Source organism: Micromonospora sp. NPDC003776, assembly GCF_053605645.1.
Genome location: NZ_JBSGJR010000061.1, coordinates 1 through 19,381, shown reverse-complemented (window position 1 = coordinate 19,381; position 19,381 = coordinate 1). Strand labels below are relative to the sequence as shown.

The window sequence follows — 19,381 nt, the reverse complement described above, 5'->3', positions numbered from 1 at the left end:
CGCCAGATGAAGTCGGTCAGCGGCCGGTCGGCGAGCAGCATGTCCCGGCTGACCAGGCCGGCGGCGGTCAACGCCCAGGTGCTCAGCACCGTGACCGGCCGGGCCGGCGGCCCGGACGAACTGCTGCTGGTCCGGCACGCGTACGGGCCGACCGAGCTGTGGGCGCTGGTCGCCGGGTTCGTCGAGGCCGGCGAGTCGCTGGAGGCGGCCGCCCACCGGGAGGTGGGCGAGGAGGTCGGGCTCACGATCGGGCGCCCCCGGTACGTGGACAGCCAGCCCTGGGCGATGTCCGGCCCGGGAACCCTGCTGGCCGGCTTCACCGCCACCGTCACCGGGCCCGACGCGGAGCCGGTGGTCGACCCGCGGGAACTGACCGAGGCGCGCTGGTTCCCGGTGGACGCGCTGCCGACGGAACTACCCCCGGCGTACTCCATCTCGCGCTGGCTGATCGACGCGGTCGCCGCCGGCCCGCGCTGAGCCCGCGCGAACCTGCTCACCCCGCCCCGCCGGGCCCGGCCCTCCCGCCCGGGACGACGGGCCGGACGGCTCTGACCCCGGCCCGTCGGTGCGGCGGATGCTGGCCCGGGCGGTCGCGCCCGGGTGTGCAATGGGTGAGGGGGCCGACGCGATGGGTCGGACGACGGGAACGGTGGCGGTGCGGCAGGCCGAGGCGCGGCGGGACGAGGGCTGGCTGCCGGTGACCGAGGCAGCGAGCCTTCCGGTCGACCAGGTGCACGCCGCGCTCGGGACCGGCCCGGCCGGTCTGGTCCCCGAGGAGGTGCTCCGCCGCCGGTCCCAGCTCGGTCCGAACGCGGTCCGTAGCCACCGGGTCTCCGCCGCCGCGGTGCTGGTCCGACAGTTCCGCTCGGCCCTGCTGGGCCTGCTGCTGGTCGCCGCCACGGTCTCCTACTTCGTCGGGGAACGCACGGACGCGCTGGTCATCGGGGTGATCCTGGCGATCAGCGTGGGATTCGGCTTCGTCAACGAGTACCGGGCGGAGCGGGCCGGAGCCGCCCTGCACGACCGGATCCGGCACACCGCGCCGGTGGTCCGGGCCGGCCGGACCGAGGTGGTCGACGTGGTCGACCTGGTCCCCGGCGACGTGGTCCGGATCGACCTGGGCGCGGTGGTCCCCGCGGACCTGCGGCTCACCGAGACCCACCGGCTGGAGTGCGACGAGTCGGTGCTGACCGGCGAGTCGGTGGTGGTGGCCAAGGACCCGGCCCCGGTGTCGGCCGGGGCCGCCCTGGACGACCTGGCCTCCTGCGCGCTGATGGGCACCGTGGTCCGGGCCGGCTCGGGGCTGGGCGTGGTGGTCGCGACGGCCGGGCACACCGCGTTCGGCCGGATCGCGGCCGGCCTCGGCGAGCGGCAGGGCGAGACGGAGTTCCAGCGCGGGCTGCGCCGGTTCTCGCTGATGCTGGCCCGGGTGGCGGGCGTACTGACCGGGGTGATCTTCGTGATCAACCTGGTGCTGCACCGGCCGGTGATCGACGCGGTGCTGTTCAGCCTCGCCATCGCCGTGGGCATCACCCCGCAACTGCTCCCCGCCATCGTCACCGCCAGCCTGGCGGCGGGCACCCGTGTCCTCGCCCGCCGCCGGGTGCTGGTGAAGCGGCTGGTCTGCGTGGAGGACCTGGGCAACGTCGAGGTGCTCTTCACCGACAAGACCGGCACCCTCACCGACGGGCGGCTCAGCCTCACCGAGACCCTCGGCCCGGACGGGCGGGCCGACCCGCACGTGCTGCTGGCCGGGCTGCTCGCCAACGAGGCCACCACCGGCGGCGACGGCAACCCGATGGACCAGGCGCTCTGGGCGGCGCCGGGCGCCGCGGCCGAGCCGGTGGCCGCGTACCGGCGGGTGGGTCTGCTCCCCTTCGACCACCAGCGGCGCCGGGTCAGCGTGCTGGTGGACGGGCCGGACGGGCGGATGCTGGTGACCAAGGGCGCGGCCAAGGAGGTCATGGCGCTGTGCTCGGACGTACCGGAGGCGGCGCGGCGGGCCCTCGACGAGCGGCTGGCCGGCGGTGGCCGGGTGGTCGCGGTGGCCAGCCGGGCCGCCCCCGGGCTGACCGGCATCGGGCCGGACGACGAGCGGGACCTCACCTTCCGCGGGCTGTTGGTCTTCCTCGACCCGCCGAAGCCGGACGCCCGGGCGGCGCTGGACCGGCTCGCCCGGCTGGGCATCGGCGTCAAGGTGATCACCGGCGACCACCCGGCCGTCGCGGTGCGGGTCTGCGCGCAGCTCGGCCTGCCGGTGACCGGGGTGCTGACCGGCGCCGAACTGGCCGGGATCGACGACGCGGCGCTGCCGGCCGCGATCGAGGCCACCACAGTCTTCGCCCGGGTCTCCCCGGAGGACAAGGCCCGGCTGGTCCGCGCCCAGCGAGCCGCCGGGCGGGACGTGGCGTTCCTCGGCGACGGGGTGAACGACGCGCTGGCCCTGCACGCCGCCGACATCGGCATCTCCGTGGCGGGCGGCACCGACGTGGCCAAGGACGCGGCCGACGTGCTGCTGCTGGAGAAGGACCTCGACGTGCTCGCCGACGGGGTCACCGAGGGGCGGCGGATCTTCGCCAACACCATCAAGTACGTGCTGATGGGCACGTCCAGCAACTTCGGCAACATGTTCAGCGCGGCCGGGGCGTCGGCGTTCCTGTCGTTCCTGCCGATGCTGCCCTCGCAGATCCTGCTGAACAACCTGATCTACGACCTGAGTCAGGTGGCCATCCCCACCGACCGGGTGGACGCCGATCAACTGGCCCGGCCGGCGCACTGGGACCTGCGGGAGATCCGCCGGTTCATGCTGACCTTCGGGCCGCTCTCCTCGCTCTTCGACTTCCTCACCTTCGCGCTGCTGCTCAACGTGCTGCACGCCGGGCCGGTCGAGTTTCGCAGCGGCTGGTTCGTGGAGTCGCTGGCGACCCAGACGCTGGTGGTGTTCGCCATCCGTACCCACACCAGCCCGTTCTGGCGCAGCCGGCCCAGCCGGCCCCTGCTGCTCGCAGCGCTGGGCGCGGTCGCGGTGGCCTGGCTGATCCCGTACCTGCCGGTGGCCGGGCCGCTCGGCTTCCGCCCGTTGCCGGCGGTCTTCCTGCCGGTGCTGGTGGGCCTGGTGGCGGCGTACCTGGCGCTGGTGGAGGTGACGAAGCGGGCGCTGTTCGCCTCGTCGGACCTGCTGCGACCGAGCCGCCGCGAACCGGCGGCGGTACGCCGTCGGCGCACCCACCGCCGGGCCGCGCGGTTCAGCAGCCGTTAGGCGGTTCCCAGCAGGGTGCGCAGGTGGCGGGGTGGCGGGCAGTCGTGCGCCAGCATGGCGTCGTGCCAGTCGCGGACCGACACCCCGTCGGGTCGGGCGCGGGCGATGTCCGCCATCTCGCTGTAGCCGACGAAGTAGGTGGAGAGCTGGGTGGCGGTGAGCAGCGCCCGCCGCCACTTGCCGGCCGCCTCGCCCTCCTCCTGGAAGCCCCGCCCGGTCATCAGCGCCATCGCCTCCGCCTCGGGCAGGTCGTCGCAGTGCACGAGCTGGTCGAGCAGGGCGTTGATCGTCATCCGGAGCTGCATCTTGAGCTGCTGGAGCCGGACCGGCAGCCCGCCGAAGCCGTGCCGGACCATCAGCTCCTCGGTGTAGACGGCCCAGCCCTCGATGAACACGCCCGACTCGGTGAGCGGCCGGACCCGGGTCGGGCCGGCGTACCGGCGGGCGTGGGCGAGCTGGAGGAAGTGACCGGGCATCGCCTCATGCACGGTCAGGTTCCGGATCATGTGGTCGTTGTACTCGCGGTAGAACGACTCGACCCGCTGCGCCGGCCAGTCCGCCGGGGTCGGCGCGATGCAGTAGAAGGTCGGCACGGCCGCGGTCTCCAGCGGGCCCGGCGAGTCGCAGTACGCCACCGCCACGCCCCGGGCGAACTCCGGCATCTCCTGGATCACGCACGGGTCGTCGACCAGGCTGATCAGGTCGTGCGCCCGGACGAAGTCGCTCGCCTCGTCGAGCGTGACCGAGGCGAGGTCCACGATGGTCGCGTCATTCGGGTGCTCGGCGGCGAGCAGGTCCAGCGCCCGGCGTACCGTCTCGTCGTCGGCCGGGCCGCCGACCAGCTCGACGGCCGCCTCGCGGATCTCCGCGGTGACCCGCTCCAGGTTGTCCCAGGCGCGGCGCTGCACCTCGGCGGCGCTCAGCTCGGTGTCGAGGGTGTGCCAGAGCCGCGCCTCCCAGCGCCGCCGGCCCAGCCGGGGGTCGCGCCCGGGGCCGGCGTCGGCGGAGAGCTCCATCCGCAGCCACGCCACGAACTCCTCCAGCGCGGCGATCGCCGCGGTCGCGGCCGGCTCCACCCGGTCGTGCATCGCCGGCGCCTCGGCGAGCAGCCCGGGCACCTCGTCCCGGATCAGCGCGGCCGTGCCGGTGAACTGCCCGACCGCCGTCTCCGCATGGATTCGCGGCATGTCGCGCAGGGTCGCGCGGGCGGTGGCCAGGGCGTCCGGTACGGCGGCGAGCCGGCCGGCCAGGCTCTCGAGCCGCACCTCGGCGGGGGCGAACGGGCGGGCCAGCAGGGCGTGCAGCAGCGGGCCCGGGTTGTGCCGCAGCGGGTCCCACTCGTGCGCGCGGATCTCGGTCGCCTCGAACATCCCCCGGTCGACCAGGCTGCTCAGCAGCGCGTGGTCGACCCGCTCGTCGACGTCGAGCGAGTCCGGGTCGATCTCGGAGAGCGCATCGGCCGCGTCCTTGAGCATCGCCTGGTCGGCGGCGAGGCCGTCGGCGGACAGGTCGGGCAGCCGGTCGTCGTACCGGTGGTCCCCGGCCGACGTGGCCAGGCCGGGCCGGCTCTCCAGCAGGGCCTCGACGATCCGTTCGGCCAGGGGGACGAAGGGTTCCATGCCGACGACCCTAACCGGACCCGCCGACCGGCGGCCTCCCGTCACCACCAGAGCAACCAGCGTTCGACGGTACGGAAGCCGAGCCGCTCGTAGACGCCGAGCCCCGGCCGCGAGGAGTGGAGATACGCGGCCCGGGCACCGGCGGCGAGCCCCTCGCCGAGAATGTGCGCGGTGATCGCGGCACCGAGGCCCCGCCGCCGGTGGGCGGACGGCGTGGCCACGTTGAACACCCCCAGCCAGTCCCCGTCGGCCATCCCCACCCCGGTGGTGACCGGCTCGTCGGCGACCGCACCGACGTACGCCCGGAACCCGGGCAGCGCCAGCAGATCGTCGGTCAGCACCTCGACCATCACCTCCTCCGGCACCTCGAAGCCGGCCGCCGCCATCGCCATGTGCGCGGTCATCTCGCCGACCTGAAGCCGCCGCACCACCAGGCCCTCCGGCGAGGGCACCGGCGGCGCGGCCCCGGTGCGCACCATCAGCGGCAACTCGTCCTGCGGGCTCAGCCCCCGGCTCAGCAGCAGCTCCTTGACCGCGTCGGCCGCCGCGGGCCGCACCTTGACCGAGTGGGGCAGGCCGGTGGCGGCGAGTTCGTCCAGCCGCTCGCCCACCGCCGCGACATCGGCGTCCGGCGCCGTGACGATCACCGCGTTGAGCGTCGGGATCCGCCCACCGGAGACGAGCAGCGCAGCCCCACCGCCTTGCCGGCTCCAGCCCCGCCCGCGCTGCGCCGCACAGAGCCGGGCGTTGGAGGTGAGCAGGGCGTGTGTGGCGCTGTCCGCCAGCGCCCGATCGTCGTCGTACGGCGTCATCTCGGCCTCCTCGTGGGATGCCTGCACGATGATCCGCACGCCGGCTGGCGGCAATCAACCATCCGACTCGACGGACCGCCGTCCGGTCAGGAGCCCTTGCGTTCGGCGGCGCGGACGGCGTCGGCGTACGCCAGGGCGGCACGGCGGAGGGCGGCTTCGGGGTCGATGCCGGCCTGCCGCGCGGCGGCGACCGTGGCGAGCAGGCCGGCGCCGAGGCGGGCCTCCGGGTCCACCTGGGACTCCGCCAACGGGGGCGGCACGGCGAGGCCGATCCGGCCGGCCCGGTCCAGGATCTTCGCGGCCAGGGACAGGGCCGGCTGGCTCAACGCGATGCCGTCCAGCACGGACTCCCGGGTCTTCTCGGCCCGCTTGATCCGCTCCCAGTTCGCCTCGATCTCCTCCAGCGAACCGGCCTGCTCACCGGAGAAGACGTGCGGGTTGCGCCGGACCATCTTGTCGACCAGGCCCCCGGCCACGTCGTCGACGGTCCAGCGCTTCCCCTCCGGCAGGTCCTCGGCGAGCCGGGCGTGCAGCAGCACCTGCAGCAGCACGTCGCCCAACTCCTCGCGGAGCGCGTCGGTGTCGTCGGCGCTGATCGCGTCGTACGCCTCGTAGCACTCCTCGAGCAGGAAGCCGGCCAGGCTGCGGTGGGTCTGCGCCCGCTTCCACGGGTCACCGCCGGGCGAGGCGAGCCGGTCCATCACCTCGACCGCGTCCAGCAGCCGGGCGCCCGGCGGGTCCCAGGAGCCGTACATCAGCTCCAGCTCGGCCAGGCCCGGCTCCCGGGCCAGCCGCAGCCCCAGCTCCCGGGCGAGGGCCTCGTCGCCGGTCGGGCCGGCCAGCCAGACCGCCGTGCCGTGGGCCGCCGCCGCGTCGAGCAGCGCCTGCGTGGCACCCTCGGCGACCACGCCGACCTGGGCGCCCGCCGTCCGGACCACCCGGGCCAGCTCGCTCTCCGCGCCGGTCAGCACCGGCGCGGCGCGTACGACGTCCCAGGCGGCCGCGGTCAGCAGGCCGGCCGGCAGCCGGGGCGAGGTGACCAGCAGGACGATCCGTGCCGTCATGCCGCTCAGGGCTTGACCGGGGCGCTGGTCTCCGGTGCCTCGGGGGTCGAGATGTCGGTGACCGGACCGTCGTGGTTGATGTACGGCAGGGCGTAGAAGACCAGCGACTGGCCGGTGCTGACCACCGACGGCACGCCGATCGGGCCGTACTTCGGGTTGACCGAGGTGTCGACCTTCTCCGCCTCCGCACGCAGCGCGGCGCTGAGCGCGGTGGCGCTGCGCACGAACCCGCCCTCGCCGAACGCCTCCTTGACCTGGGCGACCGACAGCCCCGACCGGATCGCGCCGGTCTTGGCGATGGCCTGGTAGACGGCCATGATGGCGTCGTCGCTCAGGTCGGCCGGCGGCAGCTCCTGCTGGAGCGCGCCGGAGATGTCCACCCACTCACCCCAGAGCTTCGCGTACTCGGCGCCGGCCGGCATCTGCAGCTGCTGCTGGAGCTGCTCCGGGGAGACCTCGTCCTTGACCGGGATCTTCTTCTCGGCCACCACCCGCTTGCCCAGGTCGACGGCGATCAGCAGGTTCAGCACGTCCTGCCGGGTCACCGAGGAACGCAGCTCCTCCGGCGCCGGCGTGGCGCCCGTCGCCGCCCGCTGGCCGCGGACCGCGTCGGCGTACTGCGCCTGCGCGTCGGCGTAGATCTCGTCCACCCGGTCGACCGAGTAGCGGGTGTCCCCGACGTAGGCGGCGACGTCCGGCGCGGACCGGCCGCAGCCGGCGAGGGAGAGGGCAGCGAGGGCCGCGACGCTGGCGGCGGCGAAGAGACGGCGAGCACGCATGCGGGTCACTCTCTCACGGCCGATACGCGGCTGTGACGCCGCCCACCCCGCCCGGCTCACCGGGCCCCCGCCGAGGCCGGTTGGGCCGTGGCCGGCTCGCCCAGCACGTCGGAGAGGAGCTGGGCGCACCACTCGAGCAGCGCCTGGTCGCGCAGCGGCTCACCGCCGACCCGGCGGGTGCTCGGCCGGGGCACGCTTACCTGGTCGAGGGCCTGCTTGTAGACCGAGTCCGGGTGGTAGCGCTTGAGCCGGAGCTGCTTGGAGTCGGGCAGCGGCAGCGGGCTGAACCGGATGTGCTTGCCCTGCATCGACACGTCGGTGAGGCCGTACCGGCGGGCCAGCAGCCGGAACCGGGCGACCGCGACCAGGTTCTGCACCGGCGCGGGCGGCTCGCCGTACCGGTCGGTCATCTCCGCGACCACCTCGCGCAACCGCTCCTCGTCGCGGGCCTCGGCCAGCTTGCGGTACATCTCCAGGCGGAGCCGCTCGACGCTCACGTAGTCGTGTGGCAGGTGGGCGTCGATCGGCAGGTCGACCTTGACCTCGGTCTCCTCCTCCGGGTGCTCGCCCTTGAAGGCGGAGACCGCCTCGCCGACCATCCGGACGTACAGGTCGAAGCCGACGCCCTCGATGTGGCCGGACTGCTCCCCGCCGAGCAGGTTGCCGGCACCCCGGATCTCCAGGTCCTTCATCGCCACGTACATGCCGGCGCCCAGCTCGGTGTGCTGGGCGATGGTGGCCAGCCGCTCGTGCGCGTTCTCGGTCAGCGGCTTGTCCGACGGGTAGAGGAAGTACGCGTACGCCCGCTCCCGGCCCCGCCCGACCCGGCCGCGGATCTGGTGCAGCTGAGCCAGGCCGAGCAGGTCGGCACGCTCCACGATCAGCGTGTTGGCGTTCGGGATGTCGATGCCGGACTCCACGATCGTGGTGCAGACCAGGACGTCGAACTCCTTCTCCCAGAAGCCGACCATGACCTTCTCGAGCGCCTCCTCACCCATCTGGCCGTGCGCCACCGCGACCCGCGCCTCGGGCACCAGCTCCCGGATCCGGCGGGCCGCCTTCTCGATCGACTCGACCCGGTTGTGCAGGTAGAACACCTGCCCATCGCGGAGCAGCTCACGGTGGATCGAGGCGGCCACCTGCCGGTCGTCGTACGCCCCGACGAAGGTGAGCACCGGATGCCGCTCCTCCGGCGGGGTAGCGATGGTGGACATCTCCCGGATGCCGGTGATCGCCATCTCCAGGGTGCGCGGGATCGGGGTGGCCGACATGGCCAGCACGTCGACCGAGGCGCGCAGGGTCTTCAGGTGCTCCTTGTGCTCGACGCCGAAGCGCTGCTCCTCGTCGATGATGACCAGCCCCAGCTGCTTGAACCGGGTGGACGCCTGGAGCAGCCGGTGGGTGCCGATCACGATGTCGACGGTGCCGTCGGCGACCATCTCCAGCGTCCGCTCGGTCTCCTTCGGCGTCTGGAACCGGCTCAGCTGCCGGATGGCGACCGGGAACTGGCTCATCCGCTCGGCGAAGGTGTTGTAGTGCTGCTGCACCAGCAGGGTGGTGGGCACCAGCACCGCCACCTGCTTGCCGTCCTGCACCGCCTTGAACGCGGCCCGGACCGCGATCTCGGTCTTGCCGTACCCGACGTCGCCGCAGATCAGCCGGTCCATCGGGACGGTCTGCTCCATGTCCCGCTTGACCTCTTCGATCGCCGCGAGCTGGTCCGGCGTCTCCTGCCAGGGGAAGGCGTCCTCCAGCTCCCGCTGCCACGGGGTGTCCGGGCCGAAGTTGTGCCCCTTGGACGCCTTGCGGGCGGCGTAGAGCTGGATGAGCTGGGCGGCGATCTCGCGGACTGCCTTACGGGCCCGCGCCTTGGACTTCTGCCAGTCCGAGCCGCCCATCTTGTGCAGGGTGGGCTGCTCGCCGCCGACGTACCGAGAGAGCTGGTCGAGCTGGTCGGTGGGGACGAAGAGCCGGTCACCGGGCTGGCCCCGCTTGCTCGGCGCGTACTCGATGACCAGGTATTCCCGGCTGGCCCCGTTGACCGTGCGCTGCACCAGCTCGACGTACCGGCCGATGCCGTGCTGCTCGTGCACCACGTGGTCGCCGGCCTTCAGCTCCAGCGGGTCGATGGTGTTGCGCCGCCGGCTGGGCAGCTTGCGCATGTCTCGGGTGGAGGTGCCCCGGCCGCCGGTGACGTCGTTGCCGGTGAGCAGCACGAACCGGGACGCCTCGTCGACGAAGCCGGCGGTCAGGCAGCCGCAGGAGACCAGCAGCTCGCCGGGGCCCGGCGCGGCCGGCACCTCCTCGGTGAGCCGGGCGCCGAGGCCGGCGTCGCGGAGCACCTCGACGGCCCGCTGGGCGGGGCCGTGCCCCTCGAAGACCAGCGCGATCGACCAGCCCTCGCCGGCCCAGCGCTTGAGATCGTCGACCACCCGGGAGGTCTCGCCATGGTAGAGCGGGGCGGGCTGGGCGGCCAGGGTCACCGCGATGGCGTCGTCCGGGGTGACGTCGACCTCGGTCGGCTCGTCCTCCCACGGCTGCCGGGCCGGTGCGGCCTCCGCCTCCGTCAGTCCGAACGGGGCCAGGGTCCACCAGGGCTGGCGCAGGGCGCGGGCGGCCGTGCGCACGTCGGCCAGGGTGCGGAAGGCGGCCGCGCCGAGGTCGACCGGGGCCTGGCCGCCGACGGCGGCCGCGGCCCAGCTGGCCTGGAGGAACTCGTCCGAGGTACGGACCAGGTCGTGCGCCCGGGTACGGATCCGCTCCGGGTCGCAGAGCAGCACGTGGGTGCCGGCGGGCATGCAGTCGACCAGCAGCTCCATCGAGTCGGCGCCGATCAGCGCCGGGGCGAGGGACTCCATTCCCTCGACCGGGATGCCCTCGGCCAGCTTGTCGAGGATCTCGGCCAGCTCGGGGTGCTCCTGCGCGAGCGCCGCGGCCCGCTTCCGCACCGAGGGGGTGAGCAGCAGCTCCCGGCAGGGCGGCGCCCAGAGCTGCGCGACGCCCTCGATGGTGCGCTGGTCGGCGACGGCGAAGGTGCGGATCTCCTCCACCTCGTCGCCCCAGAACTCGACCCGGGACGGGTGCTCGTCGGTGGGCGGGAAGACGTCGAGGATGCCGCCGCGCACGGCGTACTCGCCGCGCTTGGTGACCAGGTCGACCCGGGCGTACGCCATGTCGGTGAGCCGCCGGGCGACCTCCTCCAGGTCCGCCTCGTCACCGGCGGCGAGCTGCACCGGCTCCAGGTCGCCGAGCCCTTTGAGCTGGGGCTGGAGCAGCGACCGGACGGGCGCGACGACCACCCGCAGCGGCCCGGTCCGGCCCTGCGCGTCGGCCGCCTCCGGGTGCGCCAGGCGGCGCAGCACGGCCAGCCGCCGCCCGACGGTGTCGGAGCGTGGGGAGAGCCGCTCGTGCGGCAGCGTCTCCCAGGACGGGAAGACGGCCACCTGTTCCGGCGGTAGCAGGCTGCCCAGCGCGGCGGCGAGGTCGTCGGCCTCGCGGGTGGTGGCGGTCACGGCCAGCACCGGCCGCCCGGCGCCGCCGGCCGGCTCGTCGGCGGCCACCGCCGCGACGGCGAACGGGCGCAGCGCCGCGGGGGCGGTGAGGTCGAGGCCGTCGACCTGCGCGGCACCGGAGCGCGCCAGGTCACGCGCCCGGGCCAGCCCGGGGTCGGCCAGGGCGGCGGAGAAGAGTCCGGTGAGCATCAGTGATCACTTCCAGGAAGGTCGACGCACGGCGACGACCCCGCGTCCGGCCGGACGGGGGGTGCACCTTCCGAGACTATCCCGCGCCGGGGACAATCCGGGTGGCGCCGCGTACGTCCCCGCAGGGTGCGTGACTCCCCCGGTGCGGCACCTCCGTGGGACGGATCTTGACCGCCGGCCGGTCGCGTGGTGCGGTGAGCCCATGACGGGGCAGCACCGGACGCGGTTCGTCGAGCTGAGCCACGTGATCACCGACGGGATGGTCACCCTGCCCGGCTGGCAGCCACCCCGGATCACGGACTGGCTCACCCGGGAGGACTCCCGGTCGAGGTACGCGCCGGGCGTCGAGTTCCACGTCGGCCGGATCGACATGATCGCCAACACCGGCACCTACCTGGACACCCCGGCCCACCGCTGGCCGGACGGGGCGGACCTCACCGGTGTTCCGCTGGACCGCCTCGCCGACCTGCCCGGGCTGGTGGTCCCGGTGCCCGCCGGCACCCGCGCGGCGGACCGGCCGATGCTGGCGCCGTACGACGTGGCGGGGCGGGCGGTGCTGCTGCACACTGGGTGGGACGTCCACTTCGGCACCGACCGGTACGCCGGCCCCGACGCGCCCTACCTGACCGGCGAGGGCGCCGACTGGCTGGTGGCGGCGGGCGCCGTCCTGGTCGGCATCGACTCGGTCAACATCGACGACATGACCCCGGCCGCCGCGGGCGAGCGCCCGGCGCACAGCGCCCTGCTCGCCGCCGGCGTCCCGATCGTGGAGCACCTGACCGGCCTGGCCGCCCTGCCACCGCAGGGGTTCCGGTTCACCGCCGCGCCGCCCCGGGTGGCCGGCATGGGGACCTTCCCGGTCCGCGCCTTCGCCGTCGTCGACTGACCTCGCCGACTGCGCGCCGATCTCCGGGCCAGGTCAGGCCGGGTCGGCACCCTCGGGCGGGGGTGCCGGCGCCGTCCAGGTGAGCCGGCCGGTGCGCAGGTCCTCGACGACCGAGCGCAACCACCGTTCCTCGGCGGCGGTGACCACGTCCAGGTGCTCGTCCTCGAGATGGAAGACCCGGGGGAGGTCGGCGTGCGCGGCCAGCGCGGCCGCCCGGTCCCGCCGGGCTCGCCCGAGCCGGTCGGCCCGCTGTTCCAGCAGCTCCGCCGCCTCCGCCGGGCTGGTCATCGCGAGGTGCGACAGGGCCGCCGGGAACTGTGGGAACTCCTGCTTCGGCTCGACCAGCATGGCCCGTAGCCAGGTGCGGGCGGCCCGCCGGCCGGCGTCGGTCAACTCGTACACGGTGCGTTCCGGGTAGGCCTGGTCGCGGCCGGTCTCCCGCACCGCGATCAGCCCGTCGGCGTGCAGCCGCTCGATGGTCCGGTAGAGGCTCGCCCGCTGCCCCACGTTGACCACCTGGTCCTTGCCCCACTGCTTGATCAGCCGCTGCACGCCGTACGGGTGCAGCGGCTCCTGGTGCAGCAGGGCCAGCACGGTCAGGGCGAGCGGCGAGCTTCGGGCGGCGGTTTCCATGCCAGCGATCATAGGACGACCCGAACTAGTTGACACGGACTAGTTTCACTGAAACTATTCTCGTTGTTACGCGATTGAAGGGAGTCGGGAGATGGGCACGGTACGGACGGCAGTGGTGATCGGCGGCGGCATCGGCGGCACGGTGACCGCGATGGCGCTGGCGCGGGCGGGCATCGAGGCGACGGTGCACGAGGCGTACCCGGGCGGCGCGGACGGCGTCGGCGCGATGCTGAGCCTCGCGCCGAACGGCCTGGCGGCGCTGCGGATCGTCGGGGCGGACGAGGCGGTCCAGGCGGTCGGCCACCCGGTTCCCGGGGTGGTCATGGCCGACGGCGCGGGAAACCGGCTCGCCGAGTTCCACGGCTTTTCCGGGCTGCCCGCCACCCACGCGATGGCCCGCGCCGAGCTGTACCAGGCGCTCACCGACCGGGCGCTCGCCGAGGGCGTGAAGATCGAATACGGCCGGCGCCTGGTCGGGGCCGAGGAGGGTCCGGACGGGGTGACCGCCGTCTTCGCCGACGGCAGCAGCGCCAGCGGCGACGTGCTGATCGGCGCCGACGGCATCCGCTCGACCGTCCGGACGCTGATCGACCCGACCGCACCCGGGCCCGAGTACGCCGGGGTGCTCGGCTTCGGCGGCCTGGTCGCGGCGGACGTCGCGCCCGCCGAGCCCGGCACCATGCACTTCGCCTTCGGCAGCTCGTTCATCGGCTGGTGGCGGCTGCCCGACGGGCGGATCTGCTGGTTCGCCAGCCCGCCCCGCACCGAGCCACTCACCTGGTCCGAGGTCCGGCAGATCCCGGCGGAGCAGTGGCTGACGCGGCTGCGCGAGCGCTATGCGGGCCTCGTCCCCGGCGAACAACTGCTGGCGCACACCGCACCCGACACCCTGATGGCCACCGGGCCGATGGAGCGCATGCCGTCCGTGCCGCACTGGCACCGCGGACGCCTGGTCCTGGTCGGCGACGCGGTCCACGCCCCCTCGTCCAGCTCCGGGCAGGGCGCCTCACTGGCCATCGAGAGCGCCGTCGAGCTGGCCCGTTGCCTGCGCGACCTGCCCGACCACGCCGCCGCGTTCGGCGCGTACGAGCGGCTGCGCCGGGGCCGGGTGGAGCTGATCGGGGGCAACGCGGCCGCCACCAACCGGGCCAAGGCCGGGCAGGCGGACGCCCCGCGTGCCATGCCCACCCCGGAGCAGATGTTCGGCCCCGTCCACCGCCACCACATCGACTGGCAGGCCACGGTGACCGCCGAGGGTCAGTAACGCACCGAGATCCGCCGCTCGACCGCGTCGACCCGGATCTCCCCGCCGTACGGGATGATCAGCTGCGGGTCGGTGTGCCCCAGGTCGACGTCGAAGACCACCACCGGGTCGTCGGCGTAGGCGGCGAGGGCGCGGTTGATCGCCTCCCGCTGGGCCTCGCCCCACGCCCGGCGCTCCGCCAGGGTGTGCGGCCGGTCGAAGTCCCACGCCTTGGGCCGGCCGACGACGATCGCCGGGAAGGCGGCGAGCAGGCCCCGCTCGCCCAGGTTGCGCACGATGCGGAAGACCTCCTGGGCCGTGGGCAGCTCGTTCGAGGTTTCGAAGACCAGCACCGACCCGGCCAGCTCGTCGGCCGACGGGACCCGGTCGGTGGCCATCAGCCAGTGGATGATCTCCAGGCAGCCGCCCCAGGTCCGCCCCTGCACCACCCGCGCCGGCCCGTGCCAGCGCCAGCCCTCGCCGGGGAACATCACCGGCTCCTCGGCCAGCGTCGCCGGGTCCCGCCAGTCGCGCGGCTCGTCGCCCCACTCGGTCGCCGGGGCCAGGTCGTACCAGCCAGAGGTGAACAGGGCGGCGCGCAGCGAGTCGAAGGTGACCGGGTTCGGCTTGCCGGACCGGCCGAGGTGCACCAGCACCGAGCCGCCGTGGTAGGCCACCATGCCCAGCCGGTAGAGGTGGTTGAGGACGTTGGTGTTGTCCGAGTATCCGTAGTAGGGCTTGGGGTTGGCCCGCAGCACCGCGTCGTCCAGGTGCGGCGTGACCGCGATCAGGTCGTCCCCGCCGACGGTGGCGAGCACCGCGGTGATCGTCGGGTCGGCGAAGGCGGCGGTCAGGTCACGCGCCCGGTCCCGCGGGTCGGCCCCCATTCGCCGGGTGGTCGGATATTCCACCGGCTCCAGCCCGAACTCCTCGCGCAGCCGGCGCAGGCCCAGCTCGTGCACGTGCGGGAAGAGTCCCGGCAGGCCGGCGGAGGGCGAGACCACGGCGACCCGGTCGCCCGGCTTCGGCTTGGCGGGATAGCTCGGCGGCGTCATGACCCGACGCTATCGGGCCGGGCCAGCCATTTCCGCCCCCGAGAAACCCACGAGTCGGGCATATGCGGGCAATAGGCTGAGCCCGTGGACGAGGCGGAGCGGGACCTTCCGGTACGGGACTGGCTGCCGCGCACCGCGGCGCTGCTGGTCGGCACCCTCGCTCTGGCCACCGCGTTCATCGCCGCCTACGTCGGGGCGCTGCACCAACCCACCCCCCGCGACGTACCGGTCGGGGTGGTCCTCGGCGACCAGCGCGCGCAGGCGGTGATGGCCGCCGTGCGCGGCCGAACCGACAAGATCAAACCGGTCGAGTACAACGATCCCGACGCCGCCGCCGACGGCCTGACCGGCCGCGAGGTGTACGGGGTGCTCACCTCCGGCCCGGGCAACGCGTTGCGGCTCAGCACCGCGAGCGCCGCCGCGCCGGCCGCCGCCGACGTGGTCACCCAGGTCTTCACCCAGGCGGCCCAGCAGGCCGGCCTGCCCATCCAGGTCACTGACGAGGTGCCGGTGGAGCGGACCGACCCGCGCGGCCTCGTGCCGTTCTACCTGGCCGTGGGGTACGTGCTGGGCGGCTACCTGGCCTCCACCGCGCTGGGCCTGAAGACCGGCACCGCCCCGGTCAGCCTCCCCCGGGCCGGGCTGCGGGTCGCCGCGCTGGCCGCCTACGCGATCGTGCTGGGCATCATCGGCGCGACCGTCGTCGGTCCGATCCTCGACGTCTGGCACCACGACATCCCGGCGGTCGCCGCCGTCGGGGCGCTCACCGTCTTCGCCGCCGCGATGGTTGCGGCCGCCGTGCAGGCCTGGCTCGGGCTGCTCGGCACCGGCCTTGTGATCCTGCTGCTGGTGGTGCTCGGCAACCCCGGCTCCGGCGGCATCTACGCCCCGGAGTTCCTGCCCGGCTGGCTGCGCGGGATGCACCGGTGGAACGTGCCCGGGCTGGCCACCGACCTGATCAAGTCGGCGGTCTACTTCGACCGCCAGTCGATGGGCTGGACGCTGACCGGGCTCGCCGTCTGGGTTCTGGCCGGGCTCCTCGGGCTGGTCACCGCGACGGTGTTCCGCGCCCACCGCCGGGCCGTCCGCGCGCAGGCCGGAGCCGCTTCCGCCGGCGGGCCGCGGGCCGATGGCTGAGCCGGGCCGCCCGTCCCAGAGTGCAGATCATCACGCGGTCCCCCTCCTGTCCGGGGGCCCGACGCAGATACCATCCAGGGAGTCGGACAGCGCTGTCCTTCGTACTCGCGTAAGGAGCGCACTCGTGACCGACCAGCACGACCACGACGGCCCGGACGCCGCGCTGCGGGCCGACATCCGCCGCCTCGGCACCCTGCTCGGGCAGACGCTCGCCCGCCAGGAGGGCCGACCCCTGCTCGACCTGGTCGAGGAGATCCGCGCCCAGGTCCGCTCCGACGCGCCGGCCGCCGCCCAGCGCCTCGCTGGCCTCGACGTCACCACCGGGACCAAGCTGGCCCGGGCGTTCTCCACCTACTTCCACCTGGCCAACATCACGGAGCAGGTGCACCGGGCCCGCGACCTGCGCCGGCGCCGGGCCATGCACGGCGGCTGGCTGGACCAGGCGGCCAAGATGATCGCCGAGCGCGGGGTGCCGGCCGAGGAGATCGCCGCCGCGGCCCGCCGGCTCGCGGTACGCCCGGTCTTCACCGCCCACCCCACCGAGGCGGCCCGCCGCTCAATCCTGTCCAAGCTGCGCGCGGTCGCCGACGAACTGGACACCGAGACCGCCAACGCGATCCTCTACGGGGCCAGCGACGAGGGCCCGGCCAACCGCCGCCTGGCCGAACTGCTGGACCTGATGTGGCAGACCGACGAGCTGCGGCTGGACCGGCCGGACCCGACCGACGAGGCCCGCAACGCCATCTACTACCTGCGCGACCTGCACGCCGAGGCCGCCCCGCAGGTGCTCGACGACCTCGCCGACACGCTGCGGACGCTGGGCGTGGAGACCTCGCCCACCTCCCGGCCGCTGACCTTCGGCACCTGGATCGGCGGCGACCGGGACGGCAACCCGTTCGTCACCCCGACGGTCACCAGCGAGGTGCTGCGGATCCAGCACGAGCACGGCATCGAGGCCACCGAGAAGGCGATGGACGCCCTCATCAGCGAGGTCTCCGTCTCCCGCCGGCTGCGCGCGGTCTCCCTCGACCTCTCCGCCAGCCTCGCCGCCGACCTGGACGCGCTGCCCGAGGTGGCGCCCCGGTTCCGCCGGGTCAACGCCGAGGAGCCGTACCGGCTCAAGGCGCGCTGCGTGAAGGCGAAGCTGGCCAACACCCGGGAGCGGCTGCGCAACGGCACCGCGCACGTGCCGGGGCGGGACTACCGCGGCTCGGCCGAGCTGATCGCCGACCTGGAGCTGCTGCGCGCCTCGCTGGCCCGCAACTCCGGCCAGCTCACCGCCGTCGGCCTGCTCGCCTCCACCATCCGTACGGTGTCCGCGTTCGGCCTGCACCTGGCGACCATGGACGTCCGCGAGCACGCCGAGAAGCACCACGAGGTGCTCGCCCAGCTCTACGCGGCGGTCGGCGAGGTGTCCGACTATCCGTCGCTGACCCGGCTGGAGCGCACCAAGCTGCTCGCCGACGAGCTGGCCGGCCGCCGGCCGCTGTCCACCCAGGACACCCCGCTCACCGAGTCGGCGCGGAAGACGTTCGACGTGTTCGGCGCGATCCGCGAGGCGCAGGACCGGTTCGGCACCGAGGTGATCGAGTCGTACATCATCTCGATGACGCTCGGGGTGGACGACGTGCTCGCCGCGGTGGTGCTGGCCCGCGAGGCCGGCCTGATCGACGTGCACAGCGGCCGGGCCCGGATCGGCATCGTGCCGCTGCTGGAGACCCCGGCCGAGCTGAACGCCGGCGGCGAGCTGCTGGACGAGCTGCTGTCGCTGCCCGCCTACCGGGCGCTGGTCGCGGCCCGGGGCGACGTGCAGGAGGTGATGCTGGGCTACTCCGACTCCAACAAGGAGGCGGGCATCACCACCAGCCAGTGGTCGATCCACCGGGCCCAGCGGGCGCTGCGGGACGTGGCCGCCCGGCACGGCGTGCACCTGCGGCTCTTCCACGGCCGGGGCGGCACGGTCGGCCGGGGCGGTGGCCCCACCCACGACGCCATTCTGGCCCAGCCGTACGGCACGCTGGACGGCGCGATCAAGGTGACCGAGCAGGGTGAGGTCATCTCCGACAAGTACACGCTGCCCGCGCTGGCCCGGGAGAACCTGGAACTCACCGTGGCGGCGGTGCTCCAGGCGACGCTGTTGCACACGGCGCCCCGGCAGCCGGCCGAGATGCTGGAACGCTGGGACGCCACCATGGACGTGGTCTCCGAGTCGGCGTTCCGGTCGTACCGGTCGCTGGTGGAGGACCCGGACCTGCCGGCGTACTTCTGGGCCTCCACGCCGACCGAACTGCTCGGCGCGCTGAACATCGGCTCCCGGCCGGCGAAGCGGCCGAACACCGGCGCCGGCCTGTCCGGCCTGCGGGCCATCCCGTGGGTGTTCGGCTGGACGCAGACCCGGCAGATCGTGCCCGGCTGGTTCGGCGTCGGTTCCGGCCTGGCCGCCGCGCGGGCGGCCGGCCTGGCGGACGTGCTGGCCGAGATGCACCGGAACTGGCACTTCTTCCGCACGTTCCTGTCGAACGTCGAGATGATGCTGACCAAGACCGATCTCACCATCGCCCGCCGGTACGTGGAGACGCTGGTCCCGAGGAAGCTGCACCCGATCTTCGAGAAGATCGAGCAGGAGTACGAGCTGACCAAGCAGGAGGTGCTGGCGGTCACCAACTCGCCGGCCCTGCTGGAGAACTCGCCGGTGCTCCAGCGCACCCTGGCGGTGCGCGACACCTACCTGGAGCCGCTGCACCACCTCCAGGTGGCGCTGCTGCGCCAGTACCGGGACTCCGGCGCGGCCGGCCGGGCGGTGGCCACGGCGCCGGGCGGGCGGCGCGCCCCCAACGACGGCACGGCGCTGGAACGGGCGCTGCTCACCACGGTCAACGGCATCGCCGCCGGCATGCGCAACACCGGCTGAGCCACCGGTTCGCCTGGCCCGGGCGGGTCTCCTGCCCTGGCCGGGCGGCCGGCCAGGCTCGCCGCCAGCGGCTTTCCGTCAGGCGTGCCATCCCCTGGATCCCCCGCTCACGACGCCGCTCCGAAGCGCACACCCCGCACGACCGGCATGTCTCAGCGACATGATCATGTCGGTGAGACAATCCGCGTTAACCTTCTGTGGGCCACGGCCCGGCCGCCGCGAGCAGCAGATCGGAATAGCGGCGGTGATGGAAATAGTGTTAGTGGAACGGGGTTGTTAACG

Annotated in this window: 13 protein-coding genes; 6 read left to right on the top strand and 7 right to left on the bottom strand. The window is 73.9% G+C overall.

The genetic code is table 11. From position 1 onward, the window contains the following. Together ACWEVO_RS08300 and mgtA are read left to right on the top strand one after the other, a co-directional pair. On the top strand, positions 1-477 hold a 477-nt coding region (locus tag ACWEVO_RS08300), incomplete at its 5' end, for an NAD(+) diphosphatase (RefSeq protein ID WP_452306887.1). Positions 478-628: 151 nt separating this feature from the next. Next, positions 629-3,259 (top strand): magnesium-translocating P-type ATPase, encoded by a 2,631-nt coding sequence (mgtA, locus tag ACWEVO_RS08295; protein ID WP_452306886.1) that lies wholly within the window; start codon positions 629-631, stop codon positions 3,257-3,259. Here the strand turns inward: mgtA and ACWEVO_RS08290 are convergent. The 5 genes from ACWEVO_RS08290 to mfd form a co-directional block, all read right to left on the bottom strand. After that, positions 3,256-4,878, bottom strand: a complete 1,623-nt coding sequence (locus tag ACWEVO_RS08290; protein ID WP_452306885.1) for a DUF885 domain-containing protein — start codon at positions 4,876-4,878, stop codon at positions 3,256-3,258. The two genes, mgtA and ACWEVO_RS08290, sit on opposite strands and share 4 nt — an antisense overlap. 41 nt (positions 4,879-4,919) lie before the next feature. Next, positions 4,920-5,690, bottom strand: coding sequence for a GNAT family N-acetyltransferase (locus tag ACWEVO_RS08285; RefSeq protein ID WP_452306884.1), 771 nt, complete (start codon positions 5,688-5,690; stop codon positions 4,920-4,922). Between the two features lie 86 nt (positions 5,691-5,776). Next, positions 5,777-6,754 (bottom strand): nucleoside triphosphate pyrophosphohydrolase, encoded by a 978-nt coding sequence (locus ACWEVO_RS08280; protein WP_452306883.1) that lies wholly within the window; start codon positions 6,752-6,754, stop codon positions 5,777-5,779. A gap of 5 nt (positions 6,755-6,759) precedes the next feature. After that, entirely contained in the window at positions 6,760-7,533 is a 774-nt protein-coding gene (locus ACWEVO_RS08275; RefSeq protein WP_452306882.1) for a hypothetical protein, read from the bottom strand. Positions 7,534-7,589: 56 nt separating this feature from the next. Continuing rightward, entirely contained in the window at positions 7,590-11,234 is a 3,645-nt protein-coding gene (gene mfd / locus ACWEVO_RS08270) for a transcription-repair coupling factor (RefSeq protein WP_452306881.1), read from the bottom strand. Positions 11,235-11,436: 202 nt separating this feature from the next. On the opposite strand from mfd, the gene ACWEVO_RS08265 reads away from it, so the two are divergent. Further along, complete coding sequence (locus tag ACWEVO_RS08265) at positions 11,437-12,120, top strand: cyclase family protein (protein WP_452306880.1); 684 nt, start codon at positions 11,437-11,439, stop codon at positions 12,118-12,120. A gap of 33 nt (positions 12,121-12,153) precedes the next feature. On the opposite strand, the gene ACWEVO_RS08260 is transcribed toward ACWEVO_RS08265, so the two are convergent. Next, a complete protein-coding gene (locus ACWEVO_RS08260; protein WP_452306879.1) occupies positions 12,154-12,753 on the bottom strand; it encodes a PadR family transcriptional regulator in 600 nt (199 codons plus the stop codon). Positions 12,754-12,844: 91 nt separating this feature from the next. Here ACWEVO_RS08260 and ACWEVO_RS08255 point away from each other — a divergent pair, with 91 nt between their 5' ends. Continuing rightward, positions 12,845-14,017 (top strand): FAD-dependent monooxygenase, encoded by a 1,173-nt coding sequence (locus tag ACWEVO_RS08255; RefSeq protein ID WP_452306878.1) that lies wholly within the window; start codon positions 12,845-12,847, stop codon positions 14,015-14,017. Here the strand turns inward: ACWEVO_RS08255 and ACWEVO_RS08250 are convergent. Further along, positions 14,011-15,051 (bottom strand): S66 family peptidase, encoded by a 1,041-nt coding sequence (locus ACWEVO_RS08250; RefSeq protein ID WP_452306877.1) that lies wholly within the window; start codon positions 15,049-15,051, stop codon positions 14,011-14,013. The genes ACWEVO_RS08255 and ACWEVO_RS08250 overlap by 7 nt on opposite strands. Positions 15,052-15,135: 84 nt before the next feature. Here ACWEVO_RS08250 and ACWEVO_RS08245 point away from each other — a divergent pair, with 84 nt between their 5' ends. Beyond that, complete coding sequence (locus ACWEVO_RS08245; RefSeq protein ID WP_452306876.1) at positions 15,136-16,188, top strand: hypothetical protein; 1,053 nt, start codon at positions 15,136-15,138, stop codon at positions 16,186-16,188. Between the two features lie 124 nt (positions 16,189-16,312). Then, entirely contained in the window at positions 16,313-19,099 is a 2,787-nt protein-coding gene (gene ppc / locus ACWEVO_RS08240) for a phosphoenolpyruvate carboxylase (RefSeq protein WP_452306875.1), read from the top strand. Positions 19,100-19,381 lie beyond the last annotated feature (282 nt).